Annotated in this window: 14 protein-coding genes and 2 pseudogenes; 10 read left to right on the top strand and 6 right to left on the bottom strand. The window is 41.4% G+C overall.

Annotated elements, in window-relative coordinates; genetic code table 11:
• Positions 1-41 precede the first annotated feature (41 nt).
• The 7 genes from pyrD (at position 42) to rmf (ending at position 8,564) form a co-directional block, all read left to right on the top strand.
• Positions 42-1,052 carry a quinone-dependent dihydroorotate dehydrogenase gene (pyrD, locus tag MKA69_RS11060; RefSeq protein WP_305848044.1) on the top strand — a complete coding sequence of 337 codons (1,011 nt, stop codon included), beginning with the start codon at positions 42-44 and terminating at the stop codon, positions 1,050-1,052.
• A 154-nt stretch (positions 1,053-1,206) separates the two neighbouring features.
• A complete protein-coding gene (locus MKA69_RS11055) occupies positions 1,207-1,749 on the top strand; it encodes a cell division protein ZapC (RefSeq protein WP_305848043.1) in 543 nt (180 codons plus the stop codon).
• A 468-nt stretch (positions 1,750-2,217) separates the two neighbouring features.
• Entirely contained in the window at positions 2,218-4,353 is a 2,136-nt protein-coding gene (rlmKL, locus tag MKA69_RS11050) for a bifunctional 23S rRNA (guanine(2069)-N(7))-methyltransferase RlmK/23S rRNA (guanine(2445)-N(2))-methyltransferase RlmL (RefSeq protein WP_305848042.1), read from the top strand.
• Positions 4,354-4,360: 7 nt separating this feature from the next.
• Positions 4,361-4,603, top strand: a complete 243-nt coding sequence (locus MKA69_RS11045; protein ID WP_055027662.1) for a glutaredoxin family protein — start codon at positions 4,361-4,363, stop codon at positions 4,601-4,603.
• Positions 4,581-6,500: an ABC transporter ATP-binding protein gene (locus MKA69_RS11040; protein WP_305848041.1), complete on the top strand. Its 1,920-nt coding sequence runs from the start codon at positions 4,581-4,583 to the stop codon at positions 6,498-6,500. The genes MKA69_RS11045 and MKA69_RS11040 overlap by 23 nt, the downstream gene beginning before the upstream one ends.
• A gap of 5 nt (positions 6,501-6,505) precedes the next feature.
• Positions 6,506-8,227: a DUF3466 family protein gene (locus MKA69_RS11035; protein WP_305848040.1), complete on the top strand. Its 1,722-nt coding sequence runs from the start codon at positions 6,506-6,508 to the stop codon at positions 8,225-8,227.
• Positions 8,228-8,390: 163 nt separating this feature from the next.
• Positions 8,391-8,564: a ribosome modulation factor gene (gene rmf / locus MKA69_RS11030; protein WP_001881287.1), complete on the top strand. Its 174-nt coding sequence runs from the start codon at positions 8,391-8,393 to the stop codon at positions 8,562-8,564.
• Between the two features lie 88 nt (positions 8,565-8,652).
• Here rmf and fabA read toward each other — a convergent pair whose 3' ends face one another.
• Positions 8,653-9,171, bottom strand: a complete 519-nt coding sequence (gene fabA / locus MKA69_RS11025; RefSeq protein WP_001180254.1) for a bifunctional 3-hydroxydecanoyl-ACP dehydratase/trans-2-decenoyl-ACP isomerase — start codon at positions 9,169-9,171, stop codon at positions 8,653-8,655.
• 64 nt (positions 9,172-9,235) lie between these two features.
• A complete protein-coding gene (locus MKA69_RS11020) occupies positions 9,236-10,885 on the bottom strand; it encodes a Lon protease family protein (RefSeq protein ID WP_305848039.1) in 1,650 nt (549 codons plus the stop codon).
• Positions 10,886-11,047: 162 nt separating this feature from the next.
• Here MKA69_RS11020 and matP point away from each other — a divergent pair, with 162 nt between their 5' ends.
• Both matP and MKA69_RS11010 read left to right on the top strand, forming a co-directional pair.
• A complete protein-coding gene (gene matP, locus MKA69_RS11015) occupies positions 11,048-11,497 on the top strand; it encodes a macrodomain Ter protein MatP (protein WP_000877143.1) in 450 nt (149 codons plus the stop codon).
• A 10-nt stretch (positions 11,498-11,507) separates the two neighbouring features.
• A complete protein-coding gene (locus MKA69_RS11010) occupies positions 11,508-11,825 on the top strand; it encodes a DUF3634 family protein (RefSeq protein WP_305848038.1) in 318 nt (105 codons plus the stop codon).
• A 576-nt stretch (positions 11,826-12,401) separates the two neighbouring features.
• On the opposite strand, the pseudogene MKA69_RS18215 reads toward MKA69_RS11010, so the two are convergent.
• The 4 genes and pseudogenes from MKA69_RS18215 to MKA69_RS10995 all read right to left on the bottom strand — a co-directional run.
• Positions 12,402-12,764 (bottom strand): annotated as a pseudogene (locus MKA69_RS18215) (response regulator); the annotation flags it as partial.
• Between the two features lie 68 nt (positions 12,765-12,832).
• A pseudogene (locus MKA69_RS11005) lies at positions 12,833-14,111 on the bottom strand (sensor histidine kinase); the annotation flags it as partial.
• Positions 14,112-14,113: 2 nt separating this feature from the next.
• The gene (locus MKA69_RS11000; protein ID WP_233267684.1) at positions 14,114-15,229 is read right to left on the bottom strand and encodes an FIST signal transduction protein; all 1,116 of its coding nucleotides are present in this window, start codon (positions 15,227-15,229) and stop codon (positions 14,114-14,116) included.
• A gap of 165 nt (positions 15,230-15,394) precedes the next feature.
• Complete coding sequence (locus MKA69_RS10995) at positions 15,395-15,760, bottom strand: hypothetical protein (RefSeq protein WP_000741776.1); 366 nt, start codon at positions 15,758-15,760, stop codon at positions 15,395-15,397.
• A gap of 258 nt (positions 15,761-16,018) precedes the next feature.
• On the opposite strand from MKA69_RS10995, the gene ccoN reads away from it, so the two are divergent.
• A complete protein-coding gene (gene ccoN / locus MKA69_RS10990; RefSeq protein ID WP_055028948.1) occupies positions 16,019-17,446 on the top strand; it encodes a cytochrome-c oxidase, cbb3-type subunit I in 1,428 nt (475 codons plus the stop codon).
• Positions 17,447-17,455: the final 9 nt, after the last annotated feature.

The raw sequence follows: 17,455 nt of genomic DNA, 5'->3' as shown, positions 1-17,455 counted from the left end.
AACGCCCCGTTTATTCGGGGCTTTTTTCTTTCGGAGGCATTATGCTTTACCGCTTAGCCAGAGCTGGCTTTTTTCAATTGGATGCTGAAAAAGCACATGATTTGGCCATCTCTAATTTCAAACGTTTCACCGGTACTCCTCTCGATCTCTTCTATCGTCAACAACTTCCTCATCGTCCTGTTCAATGCATGGGACTCACCTTTAAGAACCCAGTCGGTTTAGCCGCAGGACTCGACAAAAATGGCGAGTGCATTGAAGCATTTGGCGCAATGGGTTTTGGTTTTGTTGAAGTTGGTACGGTTACACCAAGACCACAGGCAGGTAATGATAAACCACGCCTGTTCCGTCTAGTGCATGCGGAAGGCATTATCAACCGTATGGGTTTTAACAATCTTGGTGTTGATCACTTGGTTGAGAATGTTAAACGCGCTAAATACGATGGCATCATCGGGATCAATATCGGTAAAAACAAAGACACTCCGATTGAGAAAGGGGTAGAGGATTATTTAATCTGTATGGATAAGGTCTATCCATACGCTGGTTATATTGCCGTGAATATTTCTTCACCTAACACTCCAGGACTTCGTTCACTGCAATACGGTGAAGCGCTCGATGAATTACTTGCCGCTTTAAAAACGCGCCAATCAGAACTGGCCGCTAAGCATGATAAATATGTGCCACTGACATTAAAAATTGCGCCAGATTTAAGTGACGATGAAATCAAACAGATCTGTCAGTCTTTATTGAAGAATAAGATTGACGGTGTGATTGCAACCAATACCACCTTAGATCGCTCACTGGTCGAAGGAATGAAGTATGCGGAAGAAACCGGAGGCCTAAGCGGGCGTCCATTGCAAACCCGCAGCACGGAAGTGATCAAATGCTTATATAAAGAGTTGGGTGAAGAAATTCCGATCATCGGTGTTGGCGGGATTGACTCCTACATCTCCGCTAAAGAAAAGCTGATGGCGGGGGCAACATTGGTTCAGGTTTACAGCGGTTTTATTTATCAAGGTCCACGCTTAGTCGCAGATATTGTCAAAAACCTCTAGTTTTTCCAAATGAACAGTCTGAATTACAGAGGAAATGCGTAGCGCATTTCCTCTTTTTTTTTCTGAACGCCCTCATAAAATTACCGGTATTCATAGGCAAAGGTAATTTAAGCGTTTTACCTAGTCCCCTAAATGTATCGTTGAGAGTGGAACAATGCTTAAACCAAGTGACAAATGGAGTTGGTATTACTCAGATAATGAAGGTTATCTGATGCTCAACCTTGGTGACGATATGCTATTTCGTACAAACCTGAGCCGAAATCTTTTGGTGGATTGTGCGTTTGCAGAAAACCACTTTACGGTAGACGATGCCTCAGACTTTCAGTTGTATAAAGAACGAATCGCTTGTCTTCCGTTAAGTGAACCTCGCAAAGCCGAACTGGCGCTTTACTGTATCGCTGCCAAGCGTTTTCACAAGCCAGTACAACCTAAAAGCTGGTTTTTTGATTCACAGAGCGCTCAGTATCTTCCAGAACAAGGCGATCTCATTAGCTTACGTAATGGGCTCAATGATGGCATTTTTATCGCATTGGAAGTAGGGGAGAATGCTAGCCTTTGTGCTTATACCGATCTCGTTTCATTTGCTCTTAACGAGAACAAGACCTTAGAGTTTGGCCAAGTGATTAAAGTGATGCATGACAGAATGTCTGACGCTAATACACTTTTCCTTACACAACCAATGGCCATGGTCAGTTAGATTTTTCGTAAAATTTCGTTCCTTTCTCATTTCGTTCCTTCATTTCTTATCGGCGTAAGCCGATTTTTTTTGCCTCAAATATCAAGGCAGCTCAGTACACATTGTGAGCTTGGTACAAATTTCAAACATTCATTCTGTGCTTAAGAAATCCCTTTATAGCTTTCACATTAATGTTTCCCAACAAAAATTCCCCGTTTAAGCTGCTTTGTAATTTATTTACAGTGTAAAAACCACACTGGTATATACCAAATTAAGAGTGAATAAATAGTCAGATGAGTGGCAGGAGCTTTATCAGTCAATGGATAGAAAAGGAGTGTGTGCACACTGACAACATTCTTAGATGAGGTTGGCTTTCACTGAGAAGACAGGATAAAACTGAGTTTTTTTATCTTGTTGATGAGTTAGCTTTAGGTATGGTTCACATTGTCAGTTATAATCTGAGACCATTTTTATCAGCAAAAGAACACTATGAATCAGTATCTAGCGGTGACGTCTAACGGCCTTGAAAATCTATTAGTTGAAGAATTAACCCAACTGGGGATCAACGATGCAAAACCCGTTCAGGCCGGGGTTAAATTTAAAGCAACCAATGAGCAGATCTATCGTTGCTGTCTTTGGAGCCGTCTCGCATCAAGATTTGTTCGTATTGTGGCTGAATTTAAATGCCAGAACGACTTAGACCTTTATCTGTCAACGACTTCGGTTAACTGGGTTAACCATTTCCATAGTTCGAAAAAACTGGTCGTCGATTTCAATGGTACTAACCGAGAGATTCGTAACAGCCAATATGGCGCGATGAAGGTTAAAGATGCGATTGTCGACTGCTTTACTAAGAAGAACCTACCTCGTCCATCGATCAGTAAAGATCTTGCCGATCTTCATATCCACGTACGTTTACACAAAGAAAACGCATTACTTGGTATTGATATGGTGGGTTCTGGTTTGCATGCGCGTGGCTATCGAACAGAGGCAGGTAAAGCACCACTAAGAGAAACTTTAGCGGCAGCAATTATTCTGCGTAGTGGTTGGAAAGCAGATAAACCTCTCATGGACCCGATGTGCGGCTCTGGTACCTTACTTATTGAAGCTGCAATGATGGCCGCAAATGTTGCTCCTGGATTGCAGCGCAAGAAATGGGGATTCGAATCATTAGAAGATTTCGATCCGGAACTGTGGGCAAGTGTAAAATCGGAAGCTAGCGTACAAGGTAAGCGTGGAGTCAAAAAAGTTGACACTCACTTTTATGGCGTAGACAACGACAGCCGTGTTTTACAAACAGCTAAAGACAATGCTCGTCGTGCTGGCGTGGAAGAGTTAATCACCTTTACGGTGGGTGATGCAGCAAAAGTAAAGCGCCCAGAGCATTTCGCGGAAGGTATTGTAATTTGTAACCCTCCTTATGGTGAGCGTTTAGGTACACACCCAGGCTTAATTGCACTTTACACGGCATTCGGCGCGCAACTCAAAGCAGAGTTTGGTGGTTGCCAAGCTTCTATTTTTTCGAGCTCAGACGAATTACTCAGCTGTTTGCGTATGCGTGCAGATAAACAATTCAAACTGAACAATGGTGCGTTACCTTGTCACCAGAAAAATTACACAATCGCAGTTCGTGACAATAATCTGACCACAACTGAAAACAGCAGTACGGCTCAAGAATCTCTAATTGCTCCCGATTTTGCTAACCGTCTGAAGAAAAACTTCAACAAAATTGGCAAATGGGCAAAGCGCGAAGGCTTAGACTGTTTCCGTCTTTATGACGCAGACTTGCCTGAATACAATGTGGCAATCGATGTTTATCAAGATCACCTCATGATTCAAGAATATGCGGCTCCGAAAGATATTCCGGAAGAAAAAGCGAAGCGTCGTCTAACCGATATCATCCGCGCTGCAATTCAAGTGTTAGACGTAGATGCAAACAATGTTGTACTTAAAGTCCGCGAGAGACAAAAGGGCACCTCTCAATATGAGAAGCTTGGACAACAAGCACAAACCATGCAGATTCATGAATATGGCGTAAAGCTGATCGTCAATCTTTATGATTATCTCGATACCGGTTTGTTCCTAGATCATAAAATCACCCGTCGTCGTTTAGGCCAAATGGCCGCAGGGAAAGATTTCCTGAATCTGTTTTCCTATACAGGTTCAGCCACTGTCCATGCGGCTTGTGGGGGAGCAAAATCAACCACCACGGTTGACATGTCAAAAACCTACCTTGAGTGGGCAAAAGAAAACATGCAACTCAACGGACAAGTAGGACGCCAGCATCAATACATTCAAGCTGACTGCCTCCAATGGTTAGCCAATGCGCAAGGTCAATATGATCTTATCTTTATCGATCCTCCGACGTTCTCTAATTCTAAACGCATGGAACAAACCTTTGACGTTCAGCGTGACCACGTCACTTTAATGACAAACCTCAAACGTCTGTTACGCCCTGAAGGCACTATTGTATTTTCTAACAATAAACGTCATTTCAAAATGGACTTGGAAGCGCTACAAAGCTTGGGGCTGAATGCGCAGAATATTTCGCATCAGACCTTGCCACTGGATTTTGAGCGTAATAAACAGATCCATAACTGCTGGTTGATCACCCATCAAAATTAAGGCATGAATGATAACTCTATATAGCACGGAAGGATGCCATCTCTGTGAGATGGCCTATGAGCTGCTTGATCAAGCGGGATTGGCTGAACAGCTCAAGATTATAGATATTGCATTTGATGACCAACTATTTTCTCGTTACGGGGTCACCATACCGGTTGTGGTTTACCAAGATAACGAACTGAATTGGCCTTTTAACTTACAAGAATTACTAGAGTGGTTACAGAATAATGGCATTAATTACCATCCATAACGGTCAACTTGCTTTTGGTGATCACCCATTATTGGATAGCGCGGATTTTGCGTTACAAGAAAATGAAAGGGTGTGTTTAGTCGGCCGTAATGGCGCTGGCAAATCTACGCTCATGAAAGTGCTTGCCGGTGAAATTTTAATGGACGACGGCAAAATGCAAATCATGCAAGATGTCGTTGTGTCGCGCTTAGAACAAGACCCACCTCGTAACCAAGCGGGAACCGTCTTTGACTATGTATCCGGCGGTCTACAAGGCATCGGCGAACAATTAAAGATCTATCAAGATCAATTAGATCTCGTCGCAACCGATCCAACCGAATCGAATATTAACAAACTTGCCCATATTCAGGAGCAACTTGAAGTTTCTGGTGCTTGGCGTTTTGAAGACAGAATTAAAAACGTATTAGGCTCATTAAAATTAGATGGGCACACCAAACTCACAGACCTCTCGGGCGGCTGGCAGCGTAAAGCAGCACTAGCGCGTGCTCTAGCTTGTGATCCTGATGTGCTGCTTCTTGATGAACCAACAAACCATCTTGATGTCACCACTATTGAATGGCTTGAAGGATTCCTAAAAGATTTTCGTGGCTCTATCATCTTCATTTCTCACGACCGTGCTTTCATCAAATCCATGGCAACTCGAATTGTGGATTTAGATCGAGGCAAACTTAGCTCATTTCCTGGTGATTATGAAAATTACCTGAATGAGAAAGAAGAAATGCTGCGTGTTGAAGAACTACAAAATGCAGAATTTGATAAAAAGCTCGCTCAAGAAGAAGTTTGGATCCGTCAAGGGATTAAAGCACGTAGAACTCGTAATGAAGGGCGAGTGCGTGCATTAAAACGCCTGCGCCAAGAACGCAGTGAACGTCGTGAAGTGCAGGGCAAAGTTAACCTGCAAATTGATGATACTAACCGCTCAGGCAAAATCGTTTTTGAAGGCGAAAATCTTCACTACTCGATTGGTGGCAAAACGATTGTTGATGGTTTTAGCTTTAACATTATGCGCGGTGACCGCATTGCACTTATTGGCCCCAATGGCTGTGGTAAAAGTACGCTGCTAAAAATCCTGCTTGGCGATTTACAAGCCGACAACGGTAAACTGCACTGTGGAACTAAGCTCGAAGTCGCCTATTTCGATCAATATCGTGAACTGCTTGATCCTGAGAAAACCGTTATTGATAACCTCGCGGATGGAAAACAAGAAGTCATGGTGGGTGGACGTCTTCGTCACGCACTAAGTTATCTTCAAGATTTCTTATTCTCACCAAAACGTGCACGAACCCCAGTAAAAGCGCTCTCTGGTGGTGAAAAAAACCGCTTGTTACTGGCGCGAATTTTACTCAAAGCCAACAACCTATTGGTGCTTGATGAACCAACGAACGATTTAGATATCGAAACCTTGGAACTTTTGGAAGAAATGCTTGCCAATTACCAAGGTACTTTATTGCTCGTCAGTCACGATCGTGAATTCGTAGATAACACCGTCACCTCAAGTTGGATTTTCGAAGGCGATGGCAAAATTGAAGAGTTTGTCGGTGGTTACCACGACGCACAGCAACAACGTGCCCAAGTTTTACAAAGCAGAGCTGCTGAAAATATCGTCAAAAAGGAAAAAGTGGTTGAGGAGTCTCCCAAATCCGCACCATCGAAAACTAAGCCGAAGAAGTTATCTTATAAACTGCAACGCGAACTTGAAGCTCTTCCACAAAAGTTAGAAGAGCTGGAAGTTGAGATCGCAGCGTTACAAGACATTGTCAATAATCCAGACTTTTTCAGTCAGCCTGTCGATAAAACACAACCCATTTTAGACAAGTTAACTGCAACAGAGCAGGAACTCGAAATTGCTTTTGAGCGTTGGGAAGAGCTTGAGGCGATGCAACAGGAAAGTGAATAGAAAACATGAGTCGTATTACTTTTAAACGTTCGATTTTAGCTAGCGCAGTATTGCTTGCTACCCAAACGGCCAACGCGGCACTCTACCAAGTAATGGAAGTGACCCCAAGCACAGGACAAAACTTCGACAGTGCATGGGGAGTAGCGATCCAAGCAAGTAACCCAGATGCTGTTGAAAACTGCTTCACGAGCTCGTCAATTGATATTGGTTCTCCTGATGAAATAGCATGTACAGACTTTGCTTTAGCAGGTGAAACTCGCATTGAAAAAGCCAGCACAGGCAAAGCAGTAGATGGTTTAAGTTACCGTGATGAAGTGGCTTTCGGAATTGATAATGCGTTCTTATATGTTCAAGAGCTCAAGGATTTTGAAAGTTACTGCTACAACGAGCTGCTGTATTCAACCTGTGATGAATGGGCTGAACCACATTGGAATCGTTGGCAGGCAGAAATCAACGCATCACAAATTCCAAACTCCATCGCTTTTGTAGGGACTGGAACAACGGGAAATTCTATCGACGAGTCCCAAAACGTAGTCATCAATAGCCTAACCGAGACTGCACAACCTATCGGAATCAACGTGAAAGCTGGTGACGTGACAACGTATCGTCGAAACGCTGGCGCTATCACCGCTCGTTATACTGGTTCAGCGCCTAATTTCACCGCGGGTTTTCTTTATACTCGAGCCTGGAAAACTGATGGTGCTTATACAGTAGGCAGTGTATCTCGTCCTTTTAAAAGTGACGAAGGTGATTATTTCTCTTCAAAACCAGCGATTTGGAAAACTGATGGAACTGCCATTGAGCTTAACTGGCCAAGTAATACAGAAAACAAAAGTAACCGCCTTGCACAAGGCACTATGCGTGACGTTGTTGAAAGCGGAGATAAGCTATACGCAGTAGGTTATAGCACCCACGATGCCGATAATAACTATATGCAAGCTTCTATTTTTCAACTTGATAGCCTAGCTAACTTTTCCAATACCGCCAATTGGACAACCAAAGCCGTTTCTGGTGCAGAGGCAAAAATTAGCGGCGATTATATTCATAGCAACTCGGTAGTTACTGATGTGAATAAAAATCTTGTTGCTTTAGGCGAGGCCAAACGTGCAGGTAGCCGACCTGAAAATGGAGCGGCGGGCAATCGTCTGTTTGTTATTAATGATGTTTCAGCAAGCACTCCAACAGCATCATTTTTAAGTGGCGGTATTTTCTTTGCAGGGGCAGGTGGTAAAGCGGGTTCCATCAATAGTTACAACGAGATTGTTGGACAAGTTGATGCGGATAGCACTCGAGAAAACGACGGTAAACCACGCCGTAAAAGAGGGTTCATTTACCCATACAACACAAATGGCAGTGATGCGAATCGCATGGCTATTTTTGCGAATAAAGCATGGTGGTTGGATGATTTAACCAATGATGGTTCAGTCACAGGCAATAACCAGTTCCGGATTATTGATGCCACGGATATTAATGATGCCGGCGTTATCTCTGCCACAGCACTAAAATGTGATGGTGGATACGATACAACCGCACACAATTCATTGTGTGGTGGTGGTAACCGTGAGGAAACCGTAGTAGCTGTGAAGTTAGTTCCAATTACTAATGCAACAAGCAACAATATTCAAACACGTCCAACCGAAGAGCAAGCCTCTGAACGTAAAGGAGGTAGCCTAGGTTTGGGGCTTCTAACCGTGTTGGGATTGCTAGGGTTCCGTAGAAAATTGTAAATATTGTCAGGAAGGGCACAAGCTCACAGATTTGGGCTTGTGCCTTTTTTATTGCTTGTGAAACACGAAAAATTGATCGATTCTCTAATGGTGTGGTCATAAAAGATCCACACAACTTTAATAGTTGTACGTTATACCAAAGTTACCGTATGAGGACAGAACTATGAAGAGACAAAAGCGTGATCGCCTAGAAAGAGCTCAGTCACAAGGATATAAAGCCGGCCTAAATGGTCGATCCCATGATGAATGTCCCTATCAACAAACGGAAGTACGCTCTTATTGGTTAGGTGGTTGGCGTGATGCTAGAAACGATAAACTTTCTGGTCTCTGCAAATAATTTCCCATACAACATAAAGCTTTAATTAAAGCTTTTAAGCAAAGGAAAACAGCCCTTAAAGGGCTGTTATTCGTTTAGAGAAAATGAGTTAGAACGCTGATGTATCTTGAAACAAACCGACTTTAAGATCTTTGGCGACGTAGATCTCTTTCCCATCAACCAACACGCGGCCATCGGCTAAGCCCATAACTAACTTACGATTAACGACACGTTTCATATTGATTTCATAGGTCACTTTTTTGGCTGTTGGTAAAATTTGTCCTGTGAATTTAACTTCACCAACACCAAGTGCTCGACCTTTACCTTTACCGCCAACCCAACCTAAGAAGAAACCGACCAGTTGCCACATTGCATCCAAACCTAAGCAACCAGGCATCACTGGGTCACCAGGAAAATGGCAATCAAAGAACCACAAATCAGGCGTGATATCTAGCTCAGCCAAGATCAAGCCTTTACCAAATTCACCCTCTGTTTCTGACATCTTAGTAATACGATCCATCATCAACATATTGGGAGCGGGAAGTTGAGGATATCCCTCACCAAACAGCTTACCTTGGCTCGAAGCTAAAAGATCTTCTCTACTGTACGAATCACGTTTGTTTTGCATTATTGATTACTCCATCTTTTGTTGGATGCATGTTAGTGAACACGTGTACGCCAAACAACTCCGATCAGTGCCAGCCAAGCAAGTTTTTGATCCGTTCCACAATTCCGTGTGGCTGTACAAGTTTTTCAAAATTATCAATTCGTTCAGCGATTTTCGCTATTACACTATCTTCATCTTCACCACGGAAGGGTTTTCCCATTAAGAGAGGAATCGCTTCATCGACGGTCGAAACCGGCCAAATATTAAATTCACCATTCTTGATACTTTCTACGACAGATTTATGAAGAGCCAAGTGTTTCAGATTCGAACTAGGTAGAATGACACCTTGTTCTCCCGTTAATCCTTGGTGGCAGCACACTTGGTAAAAGCCTTCAATTTTCTCATTTAAACCACCGACAGCTTGAACTCGACCAAACTGATCAACGGCTCCGGTTACTGCAATTTGCTGATCTATCGGATATTCAGATAATGCACTCACAAGTGAACATAACTCAGCCAAAGATGCGCTGTCGCCATCAACTTCACTATAGGATTGTTCAAAAACGATCGAGGCAGAAAAAGGTAAGGGGCCATCAAGATTCAATGCACTACTCACAAAGGCTTGCATAATCATCATGCCTTTAGCATGCAAGTTGCCGCCGAGTTCTACTTTTCGCTCCACATCAGCAATATCACCATCACCAAAATGTATAACACAAGAAATTCGTGCAGGTTCACCATAAGCCAGTGGATGTCCAGCGACTTCGATCACCGTTAAACCATTAACCTGACCCACTTGCTCACCTTGTGTCTCAATAATGACCTGACCATCAAGAATATCGTCTAATGCACGCTCAGGTAGGTAAGACTCTCGCAAATAACGCTTATCTAAAGCCATCTCAATATGTTCAGCGTCAATACGTTGATTTTGAGATTCTAAGCGAGCTTCTTCGAGTAAAGATCTATGCCACATGAGGCACAGTGGAGCGTAGTGTTGATCTTCAGTAAAACGAGCTCCTGCCGTCATTAATGACTTAATAGCAGAAACCTCTAATGGCGGTAAACCATATTGAGCGCATAACCAAAGTAAGTATCCTAGATAAAATTCAATCGATTCTTCATCAATCTTCAAATCCATTTCAAGCTCAGAGAACAGACATAAACCAGAGTGGATATCTGCATCCAAAAAATCAATATCGCCCAATTGAGTACGATCGCCAACCACAATCAACTTTACATCATAGCTTTGAGTTTGAGAGATAGGTGAAGGAGATCGCGGATCACAATTAATAGGAGAGACAGGCTCACCCAAAACCGCAGCCTTTAACATTGGCCAAGCTCTTGCGTTAGCTAAGATCAAATTAGCAGAAACAATTAAAAAACCACCATTCGCCCGTTCAAGGCATCCTGCAACCTGTTGAGTGATAGCACCACATTCAACCTTAATTTGTCCAAAGATATCCGAAATATCTAATGTTTCGGTGGTCACAACCGGTACATCGTGGTTCTCATTTAACAAAGCATTTTTAAAATATGACCGATATATGGAGTTATCAGGTGCATTAATCAATAAAATTCGACTAAAACCATCAAGATGTAAAAACTGGTCAAACGCACTGGCCAAACGAGGTTGGATCTCTATCAGTGAATTGGGAGCTAGGTTAGGGTAGTTTTCAAGGACTTTGTTAAACTGCTCAAATTGAGGCGTTACACTGCGCCAGATGCTTTGGGTCATGAGATATCGAACTGATTGAAAAGAGCCAAATTATATAGAAAAAGCCCCGCAGCGAACAGCATTACTCAACAATGATCTCGCTCGCTTTTTTAACGATGAGAATTGAAAGCCTCCCTATACTGGGTTACGCTGTCACTGTACAACAATGGACAATGACCGAAGATGAAATATCAACAACTTGAAAATTTAGAATGTGGTTGGAAATGGCAATATCTCATCAACAAGTGGAAGGATGGGGAAGCGATCACACATTATATCGATCGAAGTGAAATTGAGTCTGCGGTACAAAAGCTCAAAATGCTTGAACATGATCCCACACAGGTCTTAGTGTGGATTGAAGAGCATATGTCGCCGGAGCTCGACAACAAGCTCAAACAAGCTATTAGGGCTAAACGTAAACGTCACTTTAACGCAGAACAAATTCATACTCGTAAGAAATCTATCGATTTAGACTATAGAGTGTGGGAGAAGTTATCTCATAAAGCCAATGAATTAGGCTGTACATTATCTGATGCCATTGAGTATTTACTTAGTGAAGCTTCGAGAAGTGAAAAAGCCAGTAAAACGGTAAATAGTCTGAAAGAAGATCTTAATCGATTATTGTCAGAATAAGGATGTATGCATGTTGTATGTAATATTAATCGCTGCGGCAATCATTTTCTGGTTAGTTGCCGTTGATAGACCGGTTTTGGTCGTAACATTTAAGGATGGACAACTGATTAAGAGTAAAGGCCATCTACCGCATACTTTTAAGCATAACTTGGTTGACATTGCTCAACATGAAACGTTTTCTGGGCAACTAAAGGTTTATCAACAAAGAACGGGAGCAAAGCTGGTTTTCTCTAAGAGAATCCCCAAAAAAGTGCAGCAGCGAATCCGCAACGTGTTTCCGCATCAAGGTTTTAACCACATGAGTTCAACAGCAAAGAAAGGTCACTAACATCAATTAACGTGAAACAGCTCAGTTGCATGAAAAGCATTGTTCATCCTCAAATAATGTAAGCATTTACAATCCCCAGAAAATTTTCAGGTATATTTTCTGGGGTTATTTTTTAGGTGATTATAATGCTGCAATCATTAAAACTAGCATTCTGTGCATATCTTCTTGTTTTTAGCCATTCAGTCTCTGCGGATGATGCAGAATTAAATCGTGTTGCGAAGAAAATCAAATCACAGATAGAAAAGTCCATTAAAAAAAGCAAAGCACCGCTTGTGGGATACTGTGACGTATTCTAGAAATCCACTTGGAACCGCACAAGCAATTTTGAACACTAAGTCAAGTGAATGCACAAACCGTCAAAGCGTATTGTAGTTAAATGTGTCTTTATGGCAGTTGAAATCCGTTACAAAACCAAAACACATTAGTACGTATTATGTGGATTATGTTAAATAAAATATCAACCACGTAAGAACACAAACGGATTTACCTACCAGAGCTACCAAGATTAAACATAAATCTATTTACCATAAAATACCTAATAATCATATTTATCATCTACTATGCTAAGTATGATTATTAGGCAAGAAACCGTTTAACTACATCAATGATATCTTTACTTCGGATTGGTTTTAGTACGATGTCATTCATTCCGACGTCTATGCAATTTTGTTTATCACTTCCGGCAGTGTGAGCAGTTAATGCGATAATAGGTATTTCTTGATTGAACCCCCTGATTATTTTTGTTGCTGACAAACCATCCATAACTGGCATCGAAATATCCATGAGCACAAGATCGAACTCAGGTGATTTATTTAAAATTTCTATTGCTTGTAATCCATTTTCAGCGATAGTCACACTGCACCCCATCTTTGTCAGCAAGAGTTGTATGACCGTTTGATTTGTTTTTGTATCTTCAACAACAAGAATATGGTGGTTATTTATACCAGACAGCGGTTGTAAATGAATGTGCTCCTGTATCGAACTGTTTATCCGTGAGTGGATTGGAACTTGCAATATAAATGTGGTTCCGACCTCTAGTTCACTTTCAACTTGAATTGACCCTCCCATCAACTCAATTAAGTGTTTCGTAATTGCCAATCCTAATCCTGTACCACCATAATTCCTTGTTATAGAGTTATCAGCCTGAATAAAAGGCGTAAACAACCGGTCAATTCTATTTTTCTCTATACCAATACCTGTATCCTTAACTCGAAAAGTGACTTGATGCGTGCCATAGATCAAATCAATATCCACTTGTCCAGATTTAGTAAATTTGATTGCGTTACCTACAATATTAAAAAGAATCTGAGTTAACCGAGCGGAGTCCGTATAGTATTCTAGTCTTTCATTGATATGAGTCTGAACGTTAAAAGCAATACCTTTTTCTTGAGCAATTTGTCGATGATACACTAATGATTGGTCTAGTTTCTTCTTCAAATCAACCCAGTGGCAATGTAATGAGAAATGTCCAGATTCGATACGACTTAAATCCAGAACATCATTAATAATAATTAAAAGCAATTCAGCTGAGTTTTCCATTTGCTCAAGCAGCTCAGCCTGATAACTTGTTGAATCACCTCGCAAAACATCAATCAATCCAAGAACAGCATTTAATGGAGTTCTTAGTTCATGACTCATCATCGCGAGAAAATTAGATTTTGACTGATTAGCTTGTTCAGCAAACTTTTGTGCCAAACGGAGTTCTCGAGTCCTTATTTCGACAAGTTTTATCAATTCTTCTTTATGCTCAATATCAGAGATGGCCCTTTCAAGCAACGGCCGAAAACGTGACAACGTAGCTTTTGTTTCGAGGGAAAATTGCCCCTTATTATGACCAATCAAGATCAATACTGAGTTGCTCACCTGCGCTTGAATTCCAGTGATTAATACTGAATTAGCCTTACCTTTATAGTGTTCTTTTAAACAAGAAAACTCTTCTAATTTAAATGGTTCAAAGAATAATATGCACTCACCATCAAGCACGCGGGAAAATTTTTCTCCAACAGGCCAAGCTAAGCCATCTAATAGGTTGTTAGATGAAAGCAAAGTATTAAAAACCTGACAATCCTTTTCTTTCGAGATAACAACAAATTCATCAAACTTGATATATCGATTGAGTAAATTTTTTAATTCATCAAAAATTTCATTCTTATTAGCAGCCATGCTAAAAGCAGATATTGCCGATAGAATTACCCTATTCTCTTCAGCTAATTGCTTTTCACGTTCAATACTTTTTTTCAGCTCAAGGCTCAGTTCATTAAACTTTTCAGTATGTTCTGAACTCACAACTATTCCTCACAAAATACAACTGAAGAAATCATTAAATTCCCATGTGCATTCTCACCATTGATGAATCGCCCTTGCTCACCAAAAGTAAAAGGACAAATAAAATCGCATCCATCAAGCTGTTCCAGCATTTTATGGTGAACTTTATGTATATCTTTGCCTAAACGTAACATGGAACCTGCACAGAATATGGTTAATGAGCCAAGTAAAGGTTTATCTAGATAACTTTTATAACTAGCTTCCTGAATAACACGAGACACCCGTTCGATCAGTTGTCGTTGAGATCCAGTCATTAAGCTAACCAATTCCCCTACTTCAACATTCGCAAAGACTTCGAGTCCACCGGTGTCAGTTCTTCGAACTGGATGAGTTAATTTATATTGAGGAAAATCCGAGCTCTCACCGATCGCTCGCCCTAAAGGAAAACGAGTTACATGGTCAAAAATGTACTCATCCCCAATCAGAATTCCTGAATGATCTCCCACCCATTCTTTGTATAAGTTACTCGCGGGTTCACCATCAATTTCTTCTATTACTCTTCCTTTAGCCTTAGTAATGAAACCTGAAAACTCTGTAGGTGAATATCCCGCACTAAATCCACTAAACACTGATTGAGAAGGAAACATCAACTGCAAAGCAACCCCTTTGTGGGTTACACCTTGTTCAGTGAATATTGACCAGTTTTGATCAATGTAGTTATCTGCCGCACTACCTCCGATAATCGGAACTTGTGAACCAAATTTACTATCAATACTTTCAATTAAGGTTTCTTCAATGCCTGGAGTTGCGTGTAGAAGGACAAGGCTAGGTAACTCTCCACTTCGATTAACTCGACTGAGAGCATCATCAATCACTTGATCGACCAATGTTAATACGCAGGGATGTTCATCCAAGCAAACTAAAGCACTGGTATATGCAGATTTAGGGAGATCGTAAATTCCTAGTAACCCTACTGCGGGGTTAGAAAAATAGCCATCTTGAGTCATCACGCCTCGGCATGAAGAGCAACCAATAATGGGTATGTTAGGAAAAGCCATTATCAATGATGCAGCTAATTGCTCTGCATCAAATTCTTGAGTGAAATAGCAAACCAAATTCGACAAATCTTTTTTATCTATGACCTTTTGGAGCTCATGGATGCAAGATTCAAGGCTTGTTTGAGTGGAAACGGTGGTTTTTAGCCGCATTACACAAATTTTCTTACGCTACATGACGCTCTTTATACCTGATATAACAATGCGTTTAAATAGCACCAATCTATGGTTTAGCTTTTGGGTGATACTTTACATGACATCTATCAATTTGAGCGTTATACGATGGTTAATCTTCACGTTTGAGCTTTTCACCTCTTTTTTTACAAAAAGCTGTAACTTTCCAGGCTGATACGTCGTTTTACCATCAACGACTATCGACCAATCTTCATCCCAAGGTAAGAAAGTATAGATAGTGAAATCTGAAGCCAATTCAGTATGGCGAGATATGTTGACGACACGACCATCAATACGAAATTCACAAGGGTGGCTCATATGGCATGTTACAACCGGGTCACTTTTGTATGACCATGTTCTCCAGACAAAAGCGCTGATCAAAACTGCCAATGTGATTATGATTTGAGCAAGTCGAGCTTTTGATAGTTTTACTGCAGCCATGAATGCATGTTCCTCGTGTAACAAACTTCAAATTTTTGAAATAAAAGGCCAAATCCTGATGGAGTGTAAGGTTACTACACTGTCATTGAATTGTTAATTGAAGTATAGTTATACGTTGAAAATGCCACTTTTTTATAAAGTCAGCAATAAGAATTAACACAATGAATGTCATTGTTTTTATTGTGGATTTGGGTGGTGTTACGACGAAAGTCGTGTTGGAAGTAAAAGTGTAGTTAATTAAACATTGGAAGCATGCAAATGAGCCAAGAAAAGCAGCTTGAACAAAACTACAACTATACCGTGGTCCGCCAATTTACCCTTGTGACAATTCTCTGGGGTATAGTCGGTATGGCTGTAGGTGTTTTGATTGCCGCTCAATTAGTTTGGCCACAGCTAAACTTTGATACGCCGTGGTTGACGTATAGTCGCTTACGTCCTCTGCATACTAATGCGGTAATTTTTGCGTTTGGTACTAGTGCCCTGTTTGCAACATCATACTATGTTGTTCAGCGTACTTGCCAAACTCGTCTATTCGGTGGTCCGTTAGTTCCATTTACGTTCTGGGGCTGGCAAGCCATCATCGTTTCCGCTGCCATTTCTTTACCTTTAGGTTATACCTCTGGTAAAGAATACGCAGAACTTGAGTGGCCAATCGACATTGCCATTGCAGCTGTTTGGGTTGCGTATGCTGTTGTGTTTTTTGGTACTTTAGTGAAACGTAAAACATCCCATATTTACGTTGCTAACTGGTTCTTCGGTGCGTTTATCATTACCGTTGCCGTACTGCACATCGTGAATAGTATGGCCTTACCGATCTACTGGGGTAAGTCCTACTCTATTTATGCTGGTGCTGTTGATGCGATGGTTCAATGGTGGTATGGACACAATGCCGTAGGATTCCTATTAACAGCGGGCTTCCTTGGGATGATGTATTACTTTGTTCCTAAGCAAGCTGAACGCCCAGTTTATTCTTACCGTTTGTCTATCGTTCACTTTTGGGCTCTGATTTCGCTCTATATTTGGGCAGGCCCTCATCATTTGCACTACACTGCTCTACCCGATTGGACTCAATCTCTCGGTATGGTGATGTCTCTTGTCTTATTCGCTCCATCTTGGGGGGGAATGATTAACGGTATCATGACGCTCTCTGGTGCATGGCATAAGTTACGTTATGATCCAATCCTACGCTTCTTGATTGTGTCTTTGTCCTTCTATGGTATGTCTACGTTCGAAGGTCCAATGATGTCAATCAAAACGGTCAATGCACTTTCTCACTATACCGACTGGACGATTGGTCACGTTCACTCTGGTGCATTAGGCTGGGTAGCCATGGTGTCGATTGGTTCTGTCTACCACTTGATCCCTAGACTCTTCGGACAAGAACGCATGTACTCCATGAGTTTGGTGAATGCGCATTTCTGGTTAGCTACTATCGGCACCGTTTTGTACATTGTTGCAATGTGGATTTCCGGCGTAATGCAAGGTTTGATGTGGCGTGCAGTAAACTCTGATGGAACATTAACTTACAGTTTCGTCGAGTCAGTACAAGCATCGTACCCATTCTATACTGTTCGCTTTATTGGTGGTTTCATCTTCTTGTCTGGGATGTTCCTGATGGCTTACAACGCCTATAAGACAATTTCTGCACCGAAAAATAGCTTAAAAGCTATTGTGCAGCCGGCATAAGGAGAATTA

The sequence above is a fragment of the Vibrio sp. AH4 genome (genome assembly GCF_030710545.1).
Classification (GTDB): domain Bacteria; phylum Pseudomonadota; class Gammaproteobacteria; order Enterobacterales; family Vibrionaceae; genus Vibrio; species Vibrio metoecus.
Note: the sequence above shows the minus strand (reverse complement) of the source record. Positions and strands in the feature narration are given on the sequence as shown.

Bases quoted from the DNA above. Each gene is read 5' to 3' on its own strand.
- rlmKL (WP_305848042.1), top strand. From the start codon at position 2,218: ATGAATCAGTATCTAGCGGTGACGTCTAACGGCCTTGAAAATCTATTA.
- rmf (WP_001881287.1), top strand. From the start codon at position 8,391: ATGAAGAGACAAAAGCGTGATCGCCTAGAAAGAGCTCAGTCACAAGGA.
- MKA69_RS10995 (WP_000741776.1), bottom strand. From the start codon at position 15,760: ATGGCTGCAGTAAAACTATCAAAAGCTCGACTTGCTCAAATCATAATC.
- fabA (WP_001180254.1), bottom strand. From the start codon at position 9,171: ATGCAAAACAAACGTGATTCGTACAGTAGAGAAGATCTTTTAGCTTCG.
- matP (WP_000877143.1), top strand. From the start codon at position 11,048: ATGAAATATCAACAACTTGAAAATTTAGAATGTGGTTGGAAATGGCAA.
- MKA69_RS11045 (WP_055027662.1), top strand. From the start codon at position 4,361: ATGATAACTCTATATAGCACGGAAGGATGCCATCTCTGTGAGATGGCC.
- MKA69_RS11055 (WP_305848043.1), top strand. From the start codon at position 1,207: ATGCTTAAACCAAGTGACAAATGGAGTTGGTATTACTCAGATAATGAA.
- MKA69_RS11040 (WP_305848041.1), top strand. From the start codon at position 4,581: ATGGCATTAATTACCATCCATAACGGTCAACTTGCTTTTGGTGATCAC.
- MKA69_RS11020 (WP_305848039.1), bottom strand. From the start codon at position 10,885: ATGACCCAAAGCATCTGGCGCAGTGTAACGCCTCAATTTGAGCAGTTT.
- ccoN (WP_055028948.1), top strand. From the start codon at position 16,019: ATGAGCCAAGAAAAGCAGCTTGAACAAAACTACAACTATACCGTGGTC.
- pyrD (WP_305848044.1), top strand. From the start codon at position 42: ATGCTTTACCGCTTAGCCAGAGCTGGCTTTTTTCAATTGGATGCTGAA.
- MKA69_RS11010 (WP_305848038.1), top strand. From the start codon at position 11,508: ATGTTGTATGTAATATTAATCGCTGCGGCAATCATTTTCTGGTTAGTT.
- MKA69_RS11035 (WP_305848040.1), top strand. From the start codon at position 6,506: ATGAGTCGTATTACTTTTAAACGTTCGATTTTAGCTAGCGCAGTATTG.